18 protein-coding genes and 1 tRNA gene are annotated in these 15,379 nt (G+C 67.6%); 13 read left to right on the forward strand and 6 right to left on the reverse strand.

From position 1 onward, the window contains the following. Nucleotides 1–9: 9 nt before the first annotated feature. The gene (locus BLV49_RS11515) at nucleotides 10–588 is read right to left on the reverse strand and encodes a 5-formyltetrahydrofolate cyclo-ligase (RefSeq protein WP_091184316.1); all 579 of its coding nucleotides are present in this window, start codon (nucleotides 586–588) and stop codon (nucleotides 10–12) included. 80 nt (nucleotides 589–668) lie between these two features. Here BLV49_RS11515 and galU point away from each other — a divergent pair, with 80 nt between their 5' ends. From galU to BLV49_RS11535, 4 genes are all read left to right on the forward strand, one after another. Further along, nucleotides 669–1,565: a UTP--glucose-1-phosphate uridylyltransferase GalU gene (gene galU / locus BLV49_RS11520; protein ID WP_091184319.1), complete on the forward strand. Its 897-nt coding sequence runs from the start codon at nucleotides 669–671 to the stop codon at nucleotides 1,563–1,565. A 39-nt stretch (nucleotides 1,566–1,604) separates the two neighbouring features. Continuing rightward, complete coding sequence (locus tag BLV49_RS11525; RefSeq protein WP_091184321.1) at nucleotides 1,605–2,267, forward strand: GNAT family N-acetyltransferase; 663 nt, start codon at nucleotides 1,605–1,607, stop codon at nucleotides 2,265–2,267. A 57-nt stretch (nucleotides 2,268–2,324) separates the two neighbouring features. Continuing rightward, on the forward strand, nucleotides 2,325–3,344 hold the full coding sequence (locus BLV49_RS11530; protein WP_143034048.1) for a hypothetical protein: 1,020 nt from the start codon (nucleotides 2,325–2,327) through the stop codon (nucleotides 3,342–3,344). 53 nt (nucleotides 3,345–3,397) lie between these two features. After that, a tRNA-Ala gene (locus tag BLV49_RS11535) sits at nucleotides 3,398–3,470 on the forward strand. 124 nt (nucleotides 3,471–3,594) lie between these two features. Here BLV49_RS11535 and BLV49_RS11540 read toward each other — a convergent pair. Continuing rightward, entirely contained in the window at nucleotides 3,595–3,885 is a 291-nt protein-coding gene (locus BLV49_RS11540; RefSeq protein ID WP_218132626.1) for a YybH family protein, read from the reverse strand. A gap of 212 nt (nucleotides 3,886–4,097) precedes the next feature. Between BLV49_RS11540 and BLV49_RS11545 the strand changes: the two genes are divergently transcribed. The 8 genes from BLV49_RS11545 (at nucleotide 4,098) to BLV49_RS11580 (ending at nucleotide 12,809) form a co-directional block, all read left to right on the forward strand. Further along, nucleotides 4,098–6,512, forward strand: coding sequence for an ATP-binding cassette domain-containing protein (locus BLV49_RS11545; RefSeq protein WP_176980829.1), 2,415 nt, complete (start codon nucleotides 4,098–4,100; stop codon nucleotides 6,510–6,512). Beyond that, nucleotides 6,505–7,206, forward strand: coding sequence for a response regulator transcription factor (locus BLV49_RS11550; protein WP_091184337.1), 702 nt, complete (start codon nucleotides 6,505–6,507; stop codon nucleotides 7,204–7,206). The genes BLV49_RS11545 and BLV49_RS11550 overlap by 8 nt, the downstream gene beginning before the upstream one ends. Nucleotides 7,207–7,375: 169 nt before the next feature. Continuing rightward, nucleotides 7,376–8,599 carry a sugar ABC transporter substrate-binding protein gene (locus BLV49_RS17255; protein WP_245723625.1) on the forward strand — a complete coding sequence of 408 codons (1,224 nt, stop codon included), beginning with the start codon at nucleotides 7,376–7,378 and terminating at the stop codon, nucleotides 8,597–8,599. Continuing rightward, a complete protein-coding gene (locus tag BLV49_RS11560; RefSeq protein WP_245723626.1) occupies nucleotides 8,596–9,402 on the forward strand; it encodes an ATP-binding cassette domain-containing protein in 807 nt (268 codons plus the stop codon). Before BLV49_RS17255 ends, BLV49_RS11560 begins: the two co-directional genes overlap by 4 nt. Nucleotides 9,403–9,413: 11 nt before the next feature. After that, the gene (locus BLV49_RS11565) at nucleotides 9,414–10,946 is read left to right on the forward strand and encodes a sugar ABC transporter permease (RefSeq protein WP_091184349.1); all 1,533 of its coding nucleotides are present in this window, start codon (nucleotides 9,414–9,416) and stop codon (nucleotides 10,944–10,946) included. A 339-nt stretch (nucleotides 10,947–11,285) separates the two neighbouring features. After that, nucleotides 11,286–11,663 carry a carboxymuconolactone decarboxylase family protein gene (locus BLV49_RS11570; protein WP_245723627.1) on the forward strand — a complete coding sequence of 126 codons (378 nt, stop codon included), beginning with the start codon at nucleotides 11,286–11,288 and terminating at the stop codon, nucleotides 11,661–11,663. Between the two features lie 16 nt (nucleotides 11,664–11,679). Continuing rightward, entirely contained in the window at nucleotides 11,680–12,096 is a 417-nt protein-coding gene (locus BLV49_RS11575) for an NUDIX hydrolase (protein ID WP_091184356.1), read from the forward strand. A 68-nt stretch (nucleotides 12,097–12,164) separates the two neighbouring features. Then, nucleotides 12,165–12,809: a helix-turn-helix transcriptional regulator gene (locus BLV49_RS11580; RefSeq protein ID WP_091184360.1), complete on the forward strand. Its 645-nt coding sequence runs from the start codon at nucleotides 12,165–12,167 to the stop codon at nucleotides 12,807–12,809. Between the two features lie 28 nt (nucleotides 12,810–12,837). On the opposite strand, the gene BLV49_RS11585 is transcribed toward BLV49_RS11580, so the two are convergent. The 4 genes from BLV49_RS11585 to BLV49_RS11600 all read right to left on the reverse strand — a co-directional run bounded on the left by BLV49_RS11585 (nucleotide 12,838) and on the right by BLV49_RS11600 (nucleotide 14,684). Then, the gene (locus BLV49_RS11585) at nucleotides 12,838–13,359 is read right to left on the reverse strand and encodes a hemerythrin domain-containing protein (RefSeq protein WP_091184365.1); all 522 of its coding nucleotides are present in this window, start codon (nucleotides 13,357–13,359) and stop codon (nucleotides 12,838–12,840) included. Nucleotides 13,360–13,380: 21 nt separating this feature from the next. Beyond that, the gene (locus tag BLV49_RS11590; RefSeq protein WP_091184370.1) at nucleotides 13,381–13,851 is read right to left on the reverse strand and encodes a hypothetical protein; all 471 of its coding nucleotides are present in this window, start codon (nucleotides 13,849–13,851) and stop codon (nucleotides 13,381–13,383) included. A gap of 153 nt (nucleotides 13,852–14,004) precedes the next feature. After that, nucleotides 14,005–14,457, reverse strand: a complete 453-nt coding sequence (locus BLV49_RS11595; RefSeq protein ID WP_091184374.1) for a MarR family winged helix-turn-helix transcriptional regulator — start codon at nucleotides 14,455–14,457, stop codon at nucleotides 14,005–14,007. Nucleotides 14,458–14,468: 11 nt separating this feature from the next. Continuing rightward, complete coding sequence (locus BLV49_RS11600) at nucleotides 14,469–14,684, reverse strand: hypothetical protein (protein WP_245723628.1); 216 nt, start codon at nucleotides 14,682–14,684, stop codon at nucleotides 14,469–14,471. Between the two features lie 75 nt (nucleotides 14,685–14,759). Between BLV49_RS11600 and BLV49_RS11605 the strand changes: the two genes are divergently transcribed. Continuing rightward, entirely contained in the window at nucleotides 14,760–15,347 is a 588-nt protein-coding gene (locus tag BLV49_RS11605) for a mismatch-specific DNA-glycosylase (protein WP_091184378.1), read from the forward strand. Nucleotides 15,348–15,379: the final 32 nt, after the last annotated feature.

A 15,379-nucleotide genomic window follows, 5' to 3' on the forward strand; every position in this document is an offset into this window, starting at 1 on the left:
TTCTCGGTATCAGAAATCCAGGATGCGGCTCGGGGTCACGACACCGTTGACGGGCTGGTCGTGATGCTCCCGCGGAACCTCAGGCAGTACCTCATTGTCGAAGACCACGGCGTACACGGGGGGACGCTTCTCCATGGAACCGAGGGTCTTGTCGAAATAGCCGCGACCCCATCCTAACCGCGTACCCTGTTCGTCCACTGCGCACGCGGGAACGATGATGAGATCGACGTCGTTGATGGCGATCGGCCCGAGCAGCTCGCCCACCGCCTCCGGCATCCCCCACAGCCCGGTCTTCTCGATGCCCTGCTCGCCGACGGTCCAATCGAGCAGGCCGTCTTCCCGGCTGATGGGGAACAGCACACGGATGCCGCTCTCGATCGCCCAGTTCACGAACGGGCGCGTGTTGGGCTCCGTCGGCGACGAGAGGTAGCACGAGATGGAGCGCGCATCGAACGCGGTCACGAGCGCCTGGAGGTTCTGCAGGAAGCCGATGGACGCCTGCTCCCACTCCACAGAGGTGAGGTTCTGGCGGCGTTCGCGAAGCTCCGCCCGCAGGGCGCGCTTCTCGTTCTCTTCGCTGCTGGCCATTGACCCAGTCTAGGTGGCAGGGCGTGTCGCGTTCCGCAATCCCGCCTGCAACGTCGCACGCGACCGCTAACCTAGAGGTCATGACAGCCAGAGTGAGAAAAGCCGTGATTCCCGCAGCCGGACTTGGGACGCGGTTCCTGCCCGCGACGAAGGCGCTCCCGAAGGAGATGCTGCCGGTGGTGGACAAGCCGGCCATCCAGTACGTCGTCGAGGAATCGGTCAGCGCCGGGCTGTCGGACGTGCTGATGATCATCGGCCGCAACAAGAACGCGATCAGCAACCACTTCGACCGGGTCACGGAGCTCGAGCTCAACCTTCAGAAGAAGGGCGACACGCAGAAGCTCGAGCGCGTCGTCAAGTCGCAGGAGCTCACCGAAGACATCTACTACTTGCGCCAGGGCGACCCGAAGGGCCTCGGCCATGCGGTGCTCCGCGCGCGAGCCCACATCAACAACGAGCCGTTCGCCGTGCTGCTCGGCGACGACCTCATCGACGCTCGCGAATCGCTGCTCACGACCATGATCGACGAGCAGGAGAAGCGCGACGCGACAATCGTCGCCCTCATGGAGGTCGACCCCGACCAGATCCATCTGTACGGTGCCGCGCAGGTCGAGGAGACGGACGACCCGGATGTCGTCAAGGTCACCGGTCTCGTCGAGAAGCCCGCGAAGGAAGACGCGCCGTCCAACCTCGCGATCATCGGCCGCTACGTCCTCAAGCCCGAGGTTTTCGACGTCCTCGAGCGCACCGAGCCGGGCAAGGGCGGAGAGATCCAGCTCACCGACGCGCTCGAGGAGCTCGCCGCGGACGACTCGATCGCTGGCGGCGTCTACGGCGTCATCTTCCGAGGTCGCCGCTACGACACCGGTGACCGCCTCGACTACATCAAGGCCATCGTGCAGCTCGCGCTCGATCGCGAGGATCTTGGTCCGGGACTTCGGCCCTGGCTCAAGGACTTCGTCGGCGACCTCGACTAACCCGTCAGGGTGCTCGCGCACCGACAGGAGGAATGACGGATGGGCGCCCCACTTCCCACTCTGAACGATGGGCGCATCACATTGCGGCCGGTGAAGCTGCGTGACGCGAGAGCACTCGAGCGCGAGCTCCTCGGCAACCGCTCATGGCTGCGTGCGTGGGAGGCGACGAATCCGCACGGCAGCGGGCAGTTCGACGTGCGCGGCAGCATCCGCTCGCTTCTCGCCCAGGGCCGTCAGGGCACCGGCCTTCCGCTGATCATGGAGTACGACGGCCAATTCGCCGGGCAGCTCAACGTCTCGGGCATCGTCTACGGCTCCGTGTCGTCGGCGACGCTCGGCTACTGGGTCGCCGAGCGCTTCGCCGGCCGCAACGTGACCCCGACGTGCGTCGCGCTCGTCACGGACTACTGCTTCGGCGAGCTCGGCCTGCACCGCATGGAGATCTGCATCCGCCCCTCGAACGCGCCGAGCCTGCGCATCGTCGAGAAGCTCGGCTTCCGCTACGAGGGGCTTCGTCGGCGCTACATCCACATCAACGGCGAATGGGCCGATCACTTCTGCTTCGCGCTCGTGCGCGAAGAGGTCGGGGAGACCGTGCTCTCGCGGTGGCAGAACCACCGCGTACCCGTCGACGCCTGCGTGATTCCCGAATCGGACCGCCGTGCGGCCGCGATGCCGCTGCGAACCTATCCCGGACGCTGACAAGACACACCGACGCAATCCCGCGGCAATCCGCCCGGTGACCGTACCCTGAGGAACATGGTCGGTGGGGGAATGCTCAGTGGGGGAATCGTCTTCGCGATTGCAGCGCTGCTGTGGCTCGTGTACCTCATCCCGACCTGGGTGAGACGCCACGAGTACATGGCGACTGAGCGCAACTCGGTGCGGCTGCAGCAGACGCTGCGGATTCTCGCCGAGACCGCCGAGCTGCCCGAGGAAGTGCGACTCGAGGCGACAGCGCGGGAAGTCGCCGAGCAGCAGAAGACGCTCAAGCGCATCGAGACGGAGCGCGAGGCCGCACGCAAAGCCGAGAGTCGAGCGGCCGTCGAACGTGCGAAGGCCGAGGCGGACGCCAGTGCCGTGCGCGCGAAAGCTGAGGCGAAGGCAGCGGCGGCCACGGCTCGGGCGGAAGCGGCAGAAGCCCGCGCGCGAGCGGCGGCCGAACGCGCGCGCGCAAACGCCCGCACCCGCATGCTTCGCTCCCGCCGACGGGCTCGGCTTGCGACGACGATGATCATGGTCGCAAGCCTCGCCACCGCCGTCATCGCCGGCGGCGCCGCGGTGGCGACGGGCGCGTGGGCGCTTCCGGCCGCGGCCGTGGGAACGTTCGTTCTCGCCATCGCCCTCCTTGTCCGCATGGCACGCGTGCAGGCGGCCGTTCCGCGCATCGTGCCGGTGCCGGTCGCCGTCGAGCGAGCGAGCGCGGAAGTCTACGACGCGGAATCGGCAGCGGAGCCGGCTCGCCCGGCATCCACCTGGACGCCCACGCCGCTGCCCAAACCGCTCTACCTGTCGCACGGGTCGGCAGCTGCCGCGACGGTCGCGGCCTCAGAAGCTCAGCGACGGCTGCGTGAGGCGGCCCTCGCCGCGGCAATGGCGCAGAAGGCCGTCGAGCTGCGGCCGCGGGCCGCGTCGATCGCCGAGCGCCGCGTCGAGCACGAGCAGCGTCGCGTCGCGCAGCAGCACGACGAGGTGTCGCCGTACGCCGCGATGGGCATCGTCGACGAGGGCGAGATCATGGCGGCCGACCTCGTGCGTCGCCGGCTCGCCGTCGGCTGAACCGGTGCGGTCAAAGCACCCCCTTCGGACGTGATAACCTCGTATTCGTCCACGGGCCTATGGCGCAGTTGGTAGCGCGCTTCGTTCGCAATGAAGAGGTCGGGGGTTCGAATCCCCCTAGGTCCACCCTGTGATGTCTCGGGACATAGTTCATGTATGTCTCGAGACATCGTTCACTTAATCGAGTTTCTCGGTCGTTGTCACCGCTGTTCTCAGAAACCGGCGATTCCGTGCTGCGGATCCGCGATGGTCAGAGGTTCGGATTGTCGACGACCCAGCGCCAGGAACCGTCAGGCTGTCGCCTGGCGATCTCGGCGGTCACCCGGCCGTCCGCGAAGCGCGTCGAGGTCAATGCAAGATCGTCGCTGACGAGCACGGTCTTGACTGCGCCGTCCCCGCTGCTGAGCGGCTGCCCGGCGAATCGCTCTTTGAAGACCCCAGCAATGGCGGCGTTCCCGGCAGTCTGCTCGCCCGGCGGCAGCGCGAGGACGGCATCGTTCTCGTACAGCGAAGCCAGCCCCTCGAAATCACCGGCACGCACGAACTCTCGAAAGAGCTCCGGGATCTCATCCGGAGCAGTGGCCTTTGCATGCGGTGACGTCATCGTACGTGCCTCTCTCGACAAGTTCGGGGCGGTGCTTGGCCCGTGACCACCCATCTTCCTCCTCTCTGACGCTCCGGCGGATCCGTCTACTGGAGTGCCGGACATAACTTCTCTGAGCACTTCACAGGGACGGCGCGATAATGACGACTATGGGCGCACTCACGGTCCAGTCCGCACGATCGGCACAAGCCGTGCTTCGAGTGCGGGATCTGTCGGTGAACTACGGTCCCCTCACGGCTCTCCAGGGCGTTGACCTGAACGTGTATGCGGGAGAGACGGTCGGCATCGCCGGTGACAACGGCGCGGGCAAGACCACGCTGCTGCGCTGCGTGCTCGGAGACCTGGACGAGGCGCGCGGTGAAGTCTGGCTCGACGGCGAGCGACTGACGCCGCGCTCAGCGGCCCCCGCCGGCCGGATCGGCGTGGTCTGGCAGCATCTTGTTCTCTCCGACAACCTGGATGTCGCCGCGAATCTCACGCTCGGCAAAGAACGTCGGCGGATGCTGACCTCGCAATCGAAGCTGCACGAGCACGCTCAGGCGACGCTCGATGAACTCGGAATTCCCATCCGTGACACGTCACGACCGGTGTGGACGCTCACCGCGGCGGAGCGGCAACTCCTCGCCGTCGCGCGCGCGGTATCTCCTGCGCCGCAGCTCCTTCTCTTGGACGAGCCAACGGCGGTGCTCAATCGCACAGACGCCGTGCGGGTCGAAGAGCTCATCCGCCGCTTCCATGACGCGGGAACGACGAGCCTGCTCGTCTCGCACGACGTGGACCAGCTCTTTCGCCTCGCCGACAGGATCGTCGTGCTCAGGCACGGCCACGCCGTCGCTCAGCTTGATCCAGCCCGATCCCATCCCGACGAGCTGCTCGCCCTTATGGCCGGTCACGACGCCTCGTCCGCGCCCCGTCGGCAGCTGAGTCGCTTGCAGGGACTCGCCGACCAGTTGACGTCCGCGGGTCCGGCGGCGGGCCTGACACTCATCCTGTCGACGCTGGGAGCGGCGCTCGGCAGTCGGCAGCTGAGCCTCCATGTGCTCGAACAGTCGACGCTGACGTGCATCGGCTCCGTCGGACTGCCCCGCGTGCTGAGCGAGGCCTGGCAGTCGATTTCGCTGTATGCCGGATCCGGGCCGATCCCAGCGGCCGCCGTGCGCGGTGAGGTCGTCGTCGCTGACCTCGCGGGAAGCGATGAGCTCGCCGCGTACGATTCCCTGTTCGCCAAGGCAGGCATCGCGAGCTGGTGGGCCGTGCCGTTCTCAAGCGGAAGCGACCTGCGCGGCGTCATCAGCATCTACCGCGCCGAAAGCGGAGCGCCACGCGCCGATGAGATGGATCTCATCAACCTCTACGCCGGCTATGCGGCAGCGGCGCTCGAACGCGACCGGCTGCTCGCGGAGTTGACGACGCGGAACAAAGTGCTCGAGACCATCCGGTCGGTGCTTCAGACGCTCGCCGGCCAGGACTCGCTCGATCACGGGATCAGCACCGCGCTCCGGACGCTGCGTTCGGCGATCGGAGCCGACGAGATTGGGCTCTATGAGAGCGTGGCGGGCTCGCATCTGTCCTGTCGCGCGTTCGCCGGGGCGCCGGATGCGACGCCGTCAGCCCGACTCGCCGGCGCGGTCGAGCAGTCGCTCAGCGGCCTTGACGACGACGGCCGGGCGAGCCTCCGAACGGTCGCCGGTCGTGGCAGCCGCCTGTTCGTGCGCGTCTCGACGACGACGGTGCTCGCCGCTGAGTGGACGCTCCGGCTCGCCGGCGACGAGGAGCGCGTGCTTCTCGAGGACGCCGGCCACTCGATCATGCTCGCGGAAGAGCGGGCGCGCGCTGAGCTGGCCCGGCACGAGATGACGGCCCTGCGCCGGTCGCAGGAACTGCAACGGCAGTTCCTCGCACGACTGTCCCACGAGCTGCGCACACCGCTTACCGCGATTCGCGGCTACGCATCGAGCCTCATGCAGCCGGACGTGACGTGGGACGAGGAATCCGAGCATCGCTTCCTCAGTCGCATCAGCACCGAGTCGGCCCGGTTGCGCACTCTCGTCGACGACCTGCTCGACTTCTCCATGATCGAATCGGGCATGCTGCGATTGCGGTCCGACTGGGTGGACCTGCCGCTCGTCGTCGATGCGGCACGGTCGTGCCTTTCCGCGCCCGCGGCTGCGGCGGTCGAGGTCCGCTGCGAAGACGGGGTGCCGGTCGTGTGGGCCGATCACGACAGGCTTGAGCAAGTGATGGTGAATCTGATGGACAACGCCGTACGACACAACCCGCCGGGAACTCGTGTGTGGGTCGAGATCCGCAGCGACGGGGCGAATGACGTGGTGATCTCCGTCACGGACGACGGCACCGGCATCCAGCAGGGCGCCGGTCGCCGTGCCGGGGAGGGGCGGCCCGCGTCCACGGCCGGCGCGGGACTCGGCCTGAGCATCACGCGCGGCATCGTGGAAGCGCACAACGGGACGCTCCACGAGGAGGCCATGCGACCGGGAACCCGCTTCCTCGTCCGCCTGCCCATCGAGGCGACGGCCCGGAACGCCGAGGCGGACGATGCCTGACTACGCGAAGACGAAAGTTCTCATGGTCGAGGACGATCCGAACATCGTCGACCTCATTCGCTCCAATCTCGTCGTGCGCGGTTTCGACGTCGTCGTCTCGACGGACGGGGCACGCGTGCTGCGCCTGCTCGAGCGGGAACGGCCCGACATCGTCCTGCTCGATCTGATGCTTCCCGAGGCCGACGGCATCGAACTGTGCCGCCAGATCCGCGGGCGATCGACGATCGGCATCATCGTCGTGTCCGCCCGCGGAGGCGAGCGTGACAAGGTAGCCGCGCTGAACGTCGGCGCCGACGACTACATGACGAAGCCGTTCGGCATCGACGAGCTCCTCGCCCGCATCACCGCGACGCTCAGACGCACGCGACCCGCGCCCGCACCCGCCGACACCCCCGTCGAGTCGTCGTTCGGCGGACTCGTCGTCAACCTCGCGAAACAGCAGGTCACGCGCGAGGGCGCGGCGATCCACCTCACGCCGACCGAGTTCGCCCTGCTGCGCGAGCTCGTGCTCCAGCCGGGCACACTCCTGTCCCATGCGTACCTGTTGCGGCGCGTCTGGGGCACGGGGTACGAGACCGAGACGGAGTATCTCCGCGTGTACGTGCAGCGTCTCCGCGCCAAGCTCGAGGCAGACGGGAGACCCGCTCTCATCCTGACGGAGCCGCGCGCGGGTTACCGGCTCGCCGTGCCCTGAACCGGTGTTGACGGTTTGTTTATGCCGTCACCGGATTTTTTACGACCTGTTCATGCCCGGATTCTTAGGCTCGGAACTGTCAGTTCACTCTGCTGAGACACCGCCCGGTGTTCGCGTAAAGGGATCCCGCCCGGTGTGCTTTGACGCATCGATCGTTTCGGAGGATTCCATGAAACTGAAGAAGTACATCGGCGTCGCGACCGTCCTGGCCACGACCGCCCTCGTCGTGGCCGGGTGCTCTGGCACGTCCGGATCCACGAGTTCAGGCTCCACGACAAGCTCGTCACACACCGAGGCGCCGCTCGCGGCGACCTCGGCGACGTCGTTCAAACGCGACTTCTCGAGCATGGACGCTCTCAAGCCGCTCGTGTCGAAGGGCTCCGGCTCCATCGCCGTGATCCTCCCCGACACCGTGACCTCGGCCCGCTACACCGAGTTCGACGCTCCCTATCTCACGAAGGCCTTCACCGAAGCGGGATTGTCTTCCGACCAGTTCACGGTGCAGAACGCGCAAGGCAGCGACGCCACGCAGCTCACCGACGCTCAGTCGGCGATCAGCGACGGCGCCAAGGTCATCGTCGTCGACCCGCTCGACAAGGGCGTGGGGGCGAAGATCGAGTCCTACGCGAAGCAGCGCAACGTGCAGGTGATCGACTACGACCGGCTCACGCTCGGCGGCACCCGCGCCTACTACGTGAGCTTCGACAACGTCAAAGTCGGCGAGCTCATCGGAAACGGCCTCGTGCAGTGCGCGAAGTCGTGGGGCGTCGACAAGCCGAGCGTCATCGAGATGAAGGGCGACCCGACCGACAACAACGCCACCTTGTTCGCCCAAGGCTATGACTCGGTGCTCAACCCGCTGTACTCCTCGGGCGGCTGGACCAAGGCCGCAGAGCCCGCGGGAACTTGGGACCCGCCGACCGCGGCGACCGAGTTCACGCAAGCGTTCACGGCGCACTCTGACGCCAACGCCGCTCTCGTCCCGAACGACGAGAACGCCGCTCCCATCATCACGTATCTGAAGAACCATGGTGTCAAGGCCAAGACGTTCCCCGTCACGGGTCAGGATGCCACTCTCGTGGGTCTGCAGAACATCCTCTCCGGATACCAGTGCGGCACCGCCTACAAGCCGATCTACCTGGAAGCACAGGCGGCCGCGGCGCTCGCGCTCTACCTTCGCGCGGGTGAGACGCCGCCGTCTGGCCTCGTGAACGGAACGACAGACGACACCACGAGCAACACCAAGGTGCCGTCCGTGCTGCTGAAGCCCGAATGGGTGACCACCGACAACATGAACTCGACGGTCATCGCCGACAAGTTCGTGACGGCAAAGCAGCTGTGCACGAAGGCGTTCGCCGACGCCTGCTCGGCTGCGGGAATCGCCACCTCGTGAGTAACGAGTTTGCGGGAACGGTCCCGACCGGGTCACCGGTCGGGACCGTCAGCGCGGATGCGCCGCTTCTGCGACTGAGCGGCGTGGTCAAGCGCTTCGGCCCCGTGCACGCCTTGAATGGCATCGACCTCGACATTCCCGCCGGCGAGGTGACGGCGCTCGTCGGTGACAACGGCGCGGGAAAGTCGTCGCTCATCAAGGCCATCGCCGGCATCCATCCCGTCGACGGGGGACGGATGCTGTGGAACGGACGACCCGTGCGCCTCACCGGTCCCCGCGCGGCATCCGCTCTCGGCATCGAGACGGTCTACCAGGATCTCGCACTCTGCGAGAACCTCGACATCGTCCAGAACATGTTCCTCGGCCGCGAGGACATCCGAGGCGGCGTTCTCCTGGACGAGGCCGCGATGGAGACGAAGGCGAACCAGACGCTTCGGGAGCTGTCGGTCACCACGGTGACGTCGATTCGCCAGCTGGTGGCGTCCCTCTCCGGCGGCCAGCGTCAGGCCGTCGCGGTCGCCCGCGCCGTGATGTGGGACGCCAAGCTCGTGATCATGGACGAGCCCACGGCCGCGCTCGGCGTCTCGCAGACGGCGATGGTGCTCGACCTCGTCAAACGGCTCAGCTCCCGCGGGATCGCGGTGCTCGTCGTCTCCCACAATCTCAACGATGTGTTCCAGGTGGCCGACCGCGTCGCCGTCATGTACCTGGGGCGACTCGCGAGAACGGCGCCCGTGAGCGAACTCGCCGTGAACGACGTCGTCGAACTGATCACGACGGGGAATCTCTCCAAGACCGCTTAAGGGGGCCCGGAATGTCGATTTCAGAGAAGCACGCCGCCTCATCACCCGACGACGCCGAGGTGCCGTCGGAGGACGCCATCGCCGACGTTCCCGAGCTGTCGAGCACCCTGGGCACGTACCTCAAGGCGTGGTGGTCGCGCGTCCGTTCCGGCGAGAGCGGGGTCCTTCCCGTCCTCGGCGGATTGATCGTCATCATCATCATCTTCCAGTTGAAGAACCCGGTATTCCTCTCCGCCAACAACATCATCAACCTGATCGTGCAGGCCTCGGTCTTCGTGCTCTTCGGCATCGCCGAGGTGTTCGTGCTGCTGCTCGGCGAGATCGACCTCTCGCTTGGGTTCACGGGAGCCATCGGGGCCGTGTTCGCCGTCTGGGTCACCGGTCCGCCCTACAACCTGCCGTGGTTCGTCGGCGTCGCACTCGGCCTCGCCGTCGCAACCGTCATCGGCGTCGTGTGGGGACTGCTCGTGACGCGGCTGCGGATCCCGTCGTTCATCGTGACCCTCGCTGGCCTGCTCGGCCTGCAGGGACTGCTCATCTTCGTCATCGACCGCCTGGCGGGCGAGGCGAGCGGCGGCACGATGTCCGTCAGCAACGCGGTGATCAACGCGATCGCGTACGGCCACATGAACACGGTTCTCGCGTGGGTCGTGCTCGCCGTCGTCGTCATCGCCTACGCCGCCTTCACGGTGCTGCGCGACCGGCGGCGGCGGGCCGGCGGGCTCGTCACGCAGCCCGTGGGACTGAGCATCGCGAAGATCGTGCTCATCGCGGCGGCCGGGTGCGCGCTCGTTCTCGCGTGCAGCGCGGGGAGCGGCGTGCCGTGGGCGGTGCCGATCGTTCTGGCCATCGTCTACGGCTGGACGTTCCTGCTCACCTTCACTCGTTTCGGCCGGTACGTGTACGCAATCGGCGGGAACGCCGAGGCCGCCCGCCGCGCCGGCATCAACCTGTCACGGATCCGCCTGATCGCGTTCGCGCTCGCGAGCCTGACGGCGGGCGCCGCCGGCATCTTCTACGCCGCCCGGCTCGGATCGATCTCAAGCAACGTCGACGGCGGCCAGTACGTGCTGCTCGCCGTCGCCGCCGCCGTCATCGGCGGCACGAGCCTCTTCGGGGGCGCGGCAAGATCGTTCACGCCCTGCTCGGCGGCCTCATCGTCGCCACGATCTACAACGGAATGGGGCTGCTCAACCTCTCGGCGGCAACGCAGCTCATGGTCACCGCGCTCGTGCTTCTCGCCGCCGTCACGGTCGACGCGCTCAGCAGGCGAAGCCGCTCGAGCACGTGACCTCCCCGAAATGGTGCGTCGAGAGTATCGTTCGAATTGGGTCCCGAGGGAAGGGCTGAGAAAATGGCCGCTGAGAGTGCGCACGCGGCGTGCGCGCGAAATCTGCGCTCGCGGCTGGAGTCTACCGAAGGTGCCACGTCGCAGGAGCTGCGCGCGGGAGCCGGCCGGGTGGCGGCGGGCGAGGCAGGTGCACACCTTCCTGATCCCTATGATCGCCTGGTCAAGCAGATCGCCAGCGCGGCTTACCGAGTGACGGATGAAGACGTCGCAGCCGTTCGCGCCGCCGTCGGAAGCGAAAAGGCGGCCTTCGAAATCGTGATGTCCGCCTGTGTCGGCGCAGGCCTCAACCGGTGGGATGCCGCTCGTCGGGCGATCGAAGAGTCCGGCGATGCGTCTGCCTGAGGTCGAGCGGGGCGATTCATTCCGGACTCGAGCGATCATCCGTCTGGTCTCCGCCGTGACGGGTGTCCGGCTGCCGGACGCAGCGCGAGTGGCGTTCTATCACTCCGACTTCGTCGGTGCTGCGCTTGGAGAATGGACGCAACTCGCGATGCGAGGCGAATCCTCTTGGTCAGTGGCCGAACGAGAGCTCATGGCGGCCATGGTCGCCACCTGGAACTCGTGCGCCTTCTGCGTCGGCGCACACAGCGCGATTGCAGTTCTCGGAATGGACGCCGAAATCGTCGAAGCGTGTCGCGCGGACTATCGGACAGCGCCCATTTCCGAGCGGCTTCGTGAGACGCTTCGTTTTCTCGAGAAGCAGACCCTCGACCCGGCTCACCTCGGCGCCGATGACGCGCGCACGGCGATCGCTGCTGGCGTGAGCCCAGGGGAGCTCACTGACGCTGCTGCTGTCGGTGCCCTCTTCAACATCATCACGCGCTATGCCAACGCGCTCGACTTCGCCATTCCCACAGGCGCCGACTTCGACAAGGCTGCCAGGATGCTGTTGAAGCGTGGCTACAGCTGACGCGGAAGGAGCTGCGATGCCGGAATCGGGCGAGGACATTCTCGCCGCGGGCGCCGTCGTCAGCGACGACGAGGGACGCGTGCTTCTCGTGCAGCGCGGCACTGAGCCGCAGAAAGGACGCTGGACCGTTCCCGGGGGCCGTCGGGAGCCGGGGGAGACGCTTCCGCAGACGGCGGCCCGCGAAGTTTTCGAGGAGACCGGCCTCACCGTCGCCGTGGGGAAGGAGCTCTGGAGCCTTCGGATCCCGCTCGGCGACGGCCGCTACTACGAGGTCCACGATTTCGCCGCGACGCTCGTCGGAGGAACCCTTGCCGCCGGAGACGACGCCGACGACGTGCGCTGGCTGCTGCCCGAGAAGCTGAGCCAATATCCCTTAACCGACGGGCTGCTCGACTACTTGCGCCGCGCCGGCATCGTCCCGCCGGACGCCTGAGGCGGCGGCATCCGTTTCCACAAGCGTTCCTTGTGTAAACTCGGGGCACGGTCGGACGGGAGGGGCACATGCCAAAGAACGCGCCCGTGCGCTCGGAGCGTCGCCACGACGTGCTGCGGGCCGTGAAGGATGCGACTCAACCGATCGGCATCGCGGCCGTCGGGGAAAAGCTCGGCATCCACGCGAACACGGCGCGATTCCATCTCGAGAACCTCGTCACGGCGGGCCTGCTCGAACGCGTGGAGCCGCGCGCGCGCACGACCGGTCGCCCGCCGGCGCTCTACGCTCCCGCGCGGCGGATGGACCCGGGCGGGTCCCGTCAGTACCGGATGCTCGCCGAGATCCTCGTGCGAGGCCTTGAGCAGAGCCCGGGCGGCGCCACGCTCGCCGTCGAAGCCGGTCGCGACTGGGGCAGACGCGAAGCGCTCGCGGACTCGGCGTGGCCGGGGGAGGACGCCGCGCGGCTCGCGGACGTTCTCGATCGCATCGGCTTCGCGCCCGAGCGCAGCGACGGCGGCGACGAGATCAGCCTGCGGCGGTGCCCGTTCCTCGAGATCGCGCAGCACAGCCGATCCACCGTCTGCCCCGTGCATTTGGGGATCATGCAGGGGGCGCTTGAGGCATGGGGCTCGCCCGTGACGGTGACAGCGCTCGAGCCCTTCGTCGAGCCGGATCGCTGCGTGGCGCGGTTGCGCGGCCCGGCGGCATCCTGAACCCTCACGATCCGACCGCGGCGTTCGGTCAGGCGGCAGCTCCCTTGCACACCCAGCCTTCGGGCGTGCGGCCCGTGCGCAGGAACCGCGCGAGCTCCGCGCTGGCCTCGGGATCGAGTTCGGTGTCGGCGCGCGGGTAGATGATCGGCTCTTCCTTGCTGTTGTGCCGGTCGAGGAGGGAGAGCAGGTCGCGGCACGCGTCGCCGAGGCGATCGCGCGCATCCTGCTCGCCCGCGCTCGCGTCGACGACGAGAGCGGTGAGGCTGTCCATGGCGCGCCACAGCTGACCGTGTTCGCGCAGCATCACCTGGATCGGCATCATCATGCCCGCGGCCTCGAGCGGCGGGAACAAGATCGTCTCCTCGAGGTAGATGTGCCGCCGCAGGCCGCGCATGGCGGTCAGGAGCGGCTTCGCCGGCACCGTGTCGGCATCGTCGTTCAGGTGCTCGACGAACTCTTCGATGCCGCCGTCGATGTCGCGATGCTCCCGCGTGAGGGCTTCGGCGAGGCGGCGAGCGTCAGGCGTCGTGTCGGGGGCGTCGGTGTCCATGTGTGCTCTCCAGGGGTACGGTCAGGCGGCGATGACGCAGCCGAGGACGATGAGTGCGACGGTGAGAAGGCCGAGAGCTGCGCGAAGGAGTCCCGCGCGAACCGCGCCTCCGGAGACGCGTGCGGCGAGTTCCGTGTCGGTGTCGTCGCGAGCGGCGAGGCGGCGCAGGCGGGTCATTCTCCGCGCCTGCAGGACGGCGATGCCGAGGAGGACGACGAGGAGGGCCGCGACCTCGACGGTCGCCGTGGCGAGCGGATCCCACGGCCGCTCGCCCAGCAGGATGCCGCCCGTGGCGAGAGCGACGACAAGCGCGACCGTGCCGACGGGCAGGTAGGCGCGCCCGAAGGAGCGGAAGAAGGCGACGCGATCAGCCGCGTGAAGGGTCGTCGATGCCGTGCGAGCGACAACGATGATCGCCGCGTACCCGCCCGTCCAGACGCTCACCGAGAGCACGAGCAGGCAGAGGAGAGTGACGTGGATGCTCGGGCTCATAGCGCCGCGCGCCCGCTTCGTCGAGTGAGTCGGGTGCTCCGTGCCGCGATCATCATTCCGTCGCCCTCCGCGATTTACACAAGTGGTTCTTGTGTAAACTCTAGCGGCTCGCCGGCGCGGGACCGGCCGGGAGGCCGCGGCGAGAAGGACGGCTCAGCTCGCGCGCGCGGCGGATGTCGCCGCGATGAGCCGGCTCGTGACCTCGCGGAGCTTCGTGACGTCGTCGTCGGTCAGCTGGAGCTTCGCCATCATCGCGAGCGGCACGGCCGTCGCGTCGGCTCGCAGCGCACGGCCTTCGGGCGTGAGGGCGACGACGAGTGTGCGCTCGTCGGCGGCTCCTCGTCGCTTGCTCACGTAGCCGAGCTTCTCCAAGCGCTTGACCATGGGTGACAGCGTCGCCGGCTCCAGCCTCAGCAGGGTCGCGAGCTGTGACAGCGAGCATGACTCGTGCTCCCAGAGGGCGAGCATGACGAGGTACTGCGGATGCGTCAGGTGCAGCGGCTCAAGCTCCGTGCGGTAGGCCTCGATGACGCCGCGCGATGCGACGGCCAGGGCGAAGCAGAGCTGACTCTCGAGGGCGAGAAGGTCATCGGTGGTTTCGGTCATGGCGCGCCTGCTCACCGGGGACAGTGCAGTCGGGTCGCGGTGTACTGCCCGCCGCTGCGCTCGATGCGGTGCTGCGACATCGCGCGCCCGCACATGGGGCAATCCGGGTCGGCGGGGCGGACGTCGGGCCCCTCGTCATATCCGGCGCCGACCTGCGCCGGCCCGGTGAACGTGCGAACGCCGCGATTGAACAGCTCGTAGAAGCCCCAGAAGCCCGTCTTCGCCATGCGGCATCCGTCCATTTCCTTTGTGCACTAATGATCAGCGCCCTCAGTTTAGGCGAGGGTCGCGATAATGGGGGCATGGGATTCCGCAGAGACGAACTCGAGGCCTTCCGCGACCGGTCCGTTCCCGATCTCGTCCGCGACGACGTGCGCTTGCTGTTCGTCGGCATCAATCCCGGGCTGTGGACCGCCGCGACCGGCGCGCCATTCGCCCATCCCGGCAACCGCTTCTATCCCGCGCTCGCCGCTGCGGGCATCATTCCCGCCGTCCCGGACTTCGCCGTCGGTCTCACAGACCTCGAGCGGGCAGAGCTCATGGATGCCGGAATCGGGATCACGAACCTCGTGAACCGCGCGACCGTGCGCGCTGACGAACTGGATCGGAGCGAGCTTCGGCAGGGCGCGCTCGATCTCGAGCGGCGCGTCGCCGAGTGGCAGCCGCTTGTCGTCGCGATCGTCGGTCTCACGGCCTATCGGCAGGGGTTCGGGCGACCGCGCGCGGCGGAAGGGCGTCAGCCGGAGAGTCTCGCGGGCGCCGAGCTGTGGGCCGTCCCGAACCCGAGCGGCCTCAATGCCCATGCCACGATCCCGACGCTCGCCCGTGCCTACGCCGGTCCGGCACAGGCCGCGGGCCTGTCGGTGAATATTTCCCCGCAGCGGGAATGAATGGGCGGCCTCCGCGTTAAATTGAGTCGAAG

It is taken from the genome of Paramicrobacterium humi (assembly GCF_900105715.1).
Lineage (GTDB): Bacteria > Actinomycetota > Actinomycetes > Actinomycetales > Microbacteriaceae > Paramicrobacterium > Paramicrobacterium humi.

Excerpts from the sequence above, each read along its gene's own strand:
- BLV49_RS11575 (WP_091184356.1), top strand. The coding sequence starts at position 11,680 with ATGCCGGAATCGGGCGAGGACATTCTCGCCGCGGGCGCCGTCGTCAGC.
- BLV49_RS11515 (WP_091184316.1), bottom strand. The coding sequence starts at position 588 with ATGGCCAGCAGCGAAGAGAACGAGAAGCGCGCCCTGCGGGCGGAGCTT.
- BLV49_RS11605 (WP_091184378.1), top strand. The coding sequence starts at position 14,760 with ATGGGATTCCGCAGAGACGAACTCGAGGCCTTCCGCGACCGGTCCGTT.
- BLV49_RS11585 (WP_091184365.1), bottom strand. The coding sequence starts at position 13,359 with ATGGACACCGACGCCCCCGACACGACGCCTGACGCTCGCCGCCTCGCC.
- BLV49_RS17255 (WP_245723625.1), top strand. The coding sequence starts at position 7,376 with ATGAAACTGAAGAAGTACATCGGCGTCGCGACCGTCCTGGCCACGACC.
- BLV49_RS11590 (WP_091184370.1), bottom strand. The coding sequence starts at position 13,851 with ATGAGCCCGAGCATCCACGTCACTCTCCTCTGCCTGCTCGTGCTCTCG.
- BLV49_RS11530 (WP_143034048.1), top strand. The coding sequence starts at position 2,325 with ATGGTCGGTGGGGGAATGCTCAGTGGGGGAATCGTCTTCGCGATTGCA.
- BLV49_RS11550 (WP_091184337.1), top strand. The coding sequence starts at position 6,505 with ATGCCTGACTACGCGAAGACGAAAGTTCTCATGGTCGAGGACGATCCG.
- BLV49_RS11600 (WP_245723628.1), bottom strand. The coding sequence starts at position 14,684 with ATGGCGAAGACGGGCTTCTGGGGCTTCTACGAGCTGTTCAATCGCGGC.
- BLV49_RS11525 (WP_091184321.1), top strand. The coding sequence starts at position 1,605 with ATGGGCGCCCCACTTCCCACTCTGAACGATGGGCGCATCACATTGCGG.
- BLV49_RS11580 (WP_091184360.1), top strand. The coding sequence starts at position 12,165 with ATGCCAAAGAACGCGCCCGTGCGCTCGGAGCGTCGCCACGACGTGCTG.
- galU (WP_091184319.1), top strand. The coding sequence starts at position 669 with ATGACAGCCAGAGTGAGAAAAGCCGTGATTCCCGCAGCCGGACTTGGG.
- BLV49_RS11545 (WP_176980829.1), top strand. The coding sequence starts at position 4,098 with ATGGGCGCACTCACGGTCCAGTCCGCACGATCGGCACAAGCCGTGCTT.
- BLV49_RS11570 (WP_245723627.1), top strand. The coding sequence starts at position 11,286 with ATGGCGGCCATGGTCGCCACCTGGAACTCGTGCGCCTTCTGCGTCGGC.
- BLV49_RS11595 (WP_091184374.1), bottom strand. The coding sequence starts at position 14,457 with ATGACCGAAACCACCGATGACCTTCTCGCCCTCGAGAGTCAGCTCTGC.
- BLV49_RS11565 (WP_091184349.1), top strand. The coding sequence starts at position 9,414 with ATGTCGATTTCAGAGAAGCACGCCGCCTCATCACCCGACGACGCCGAG.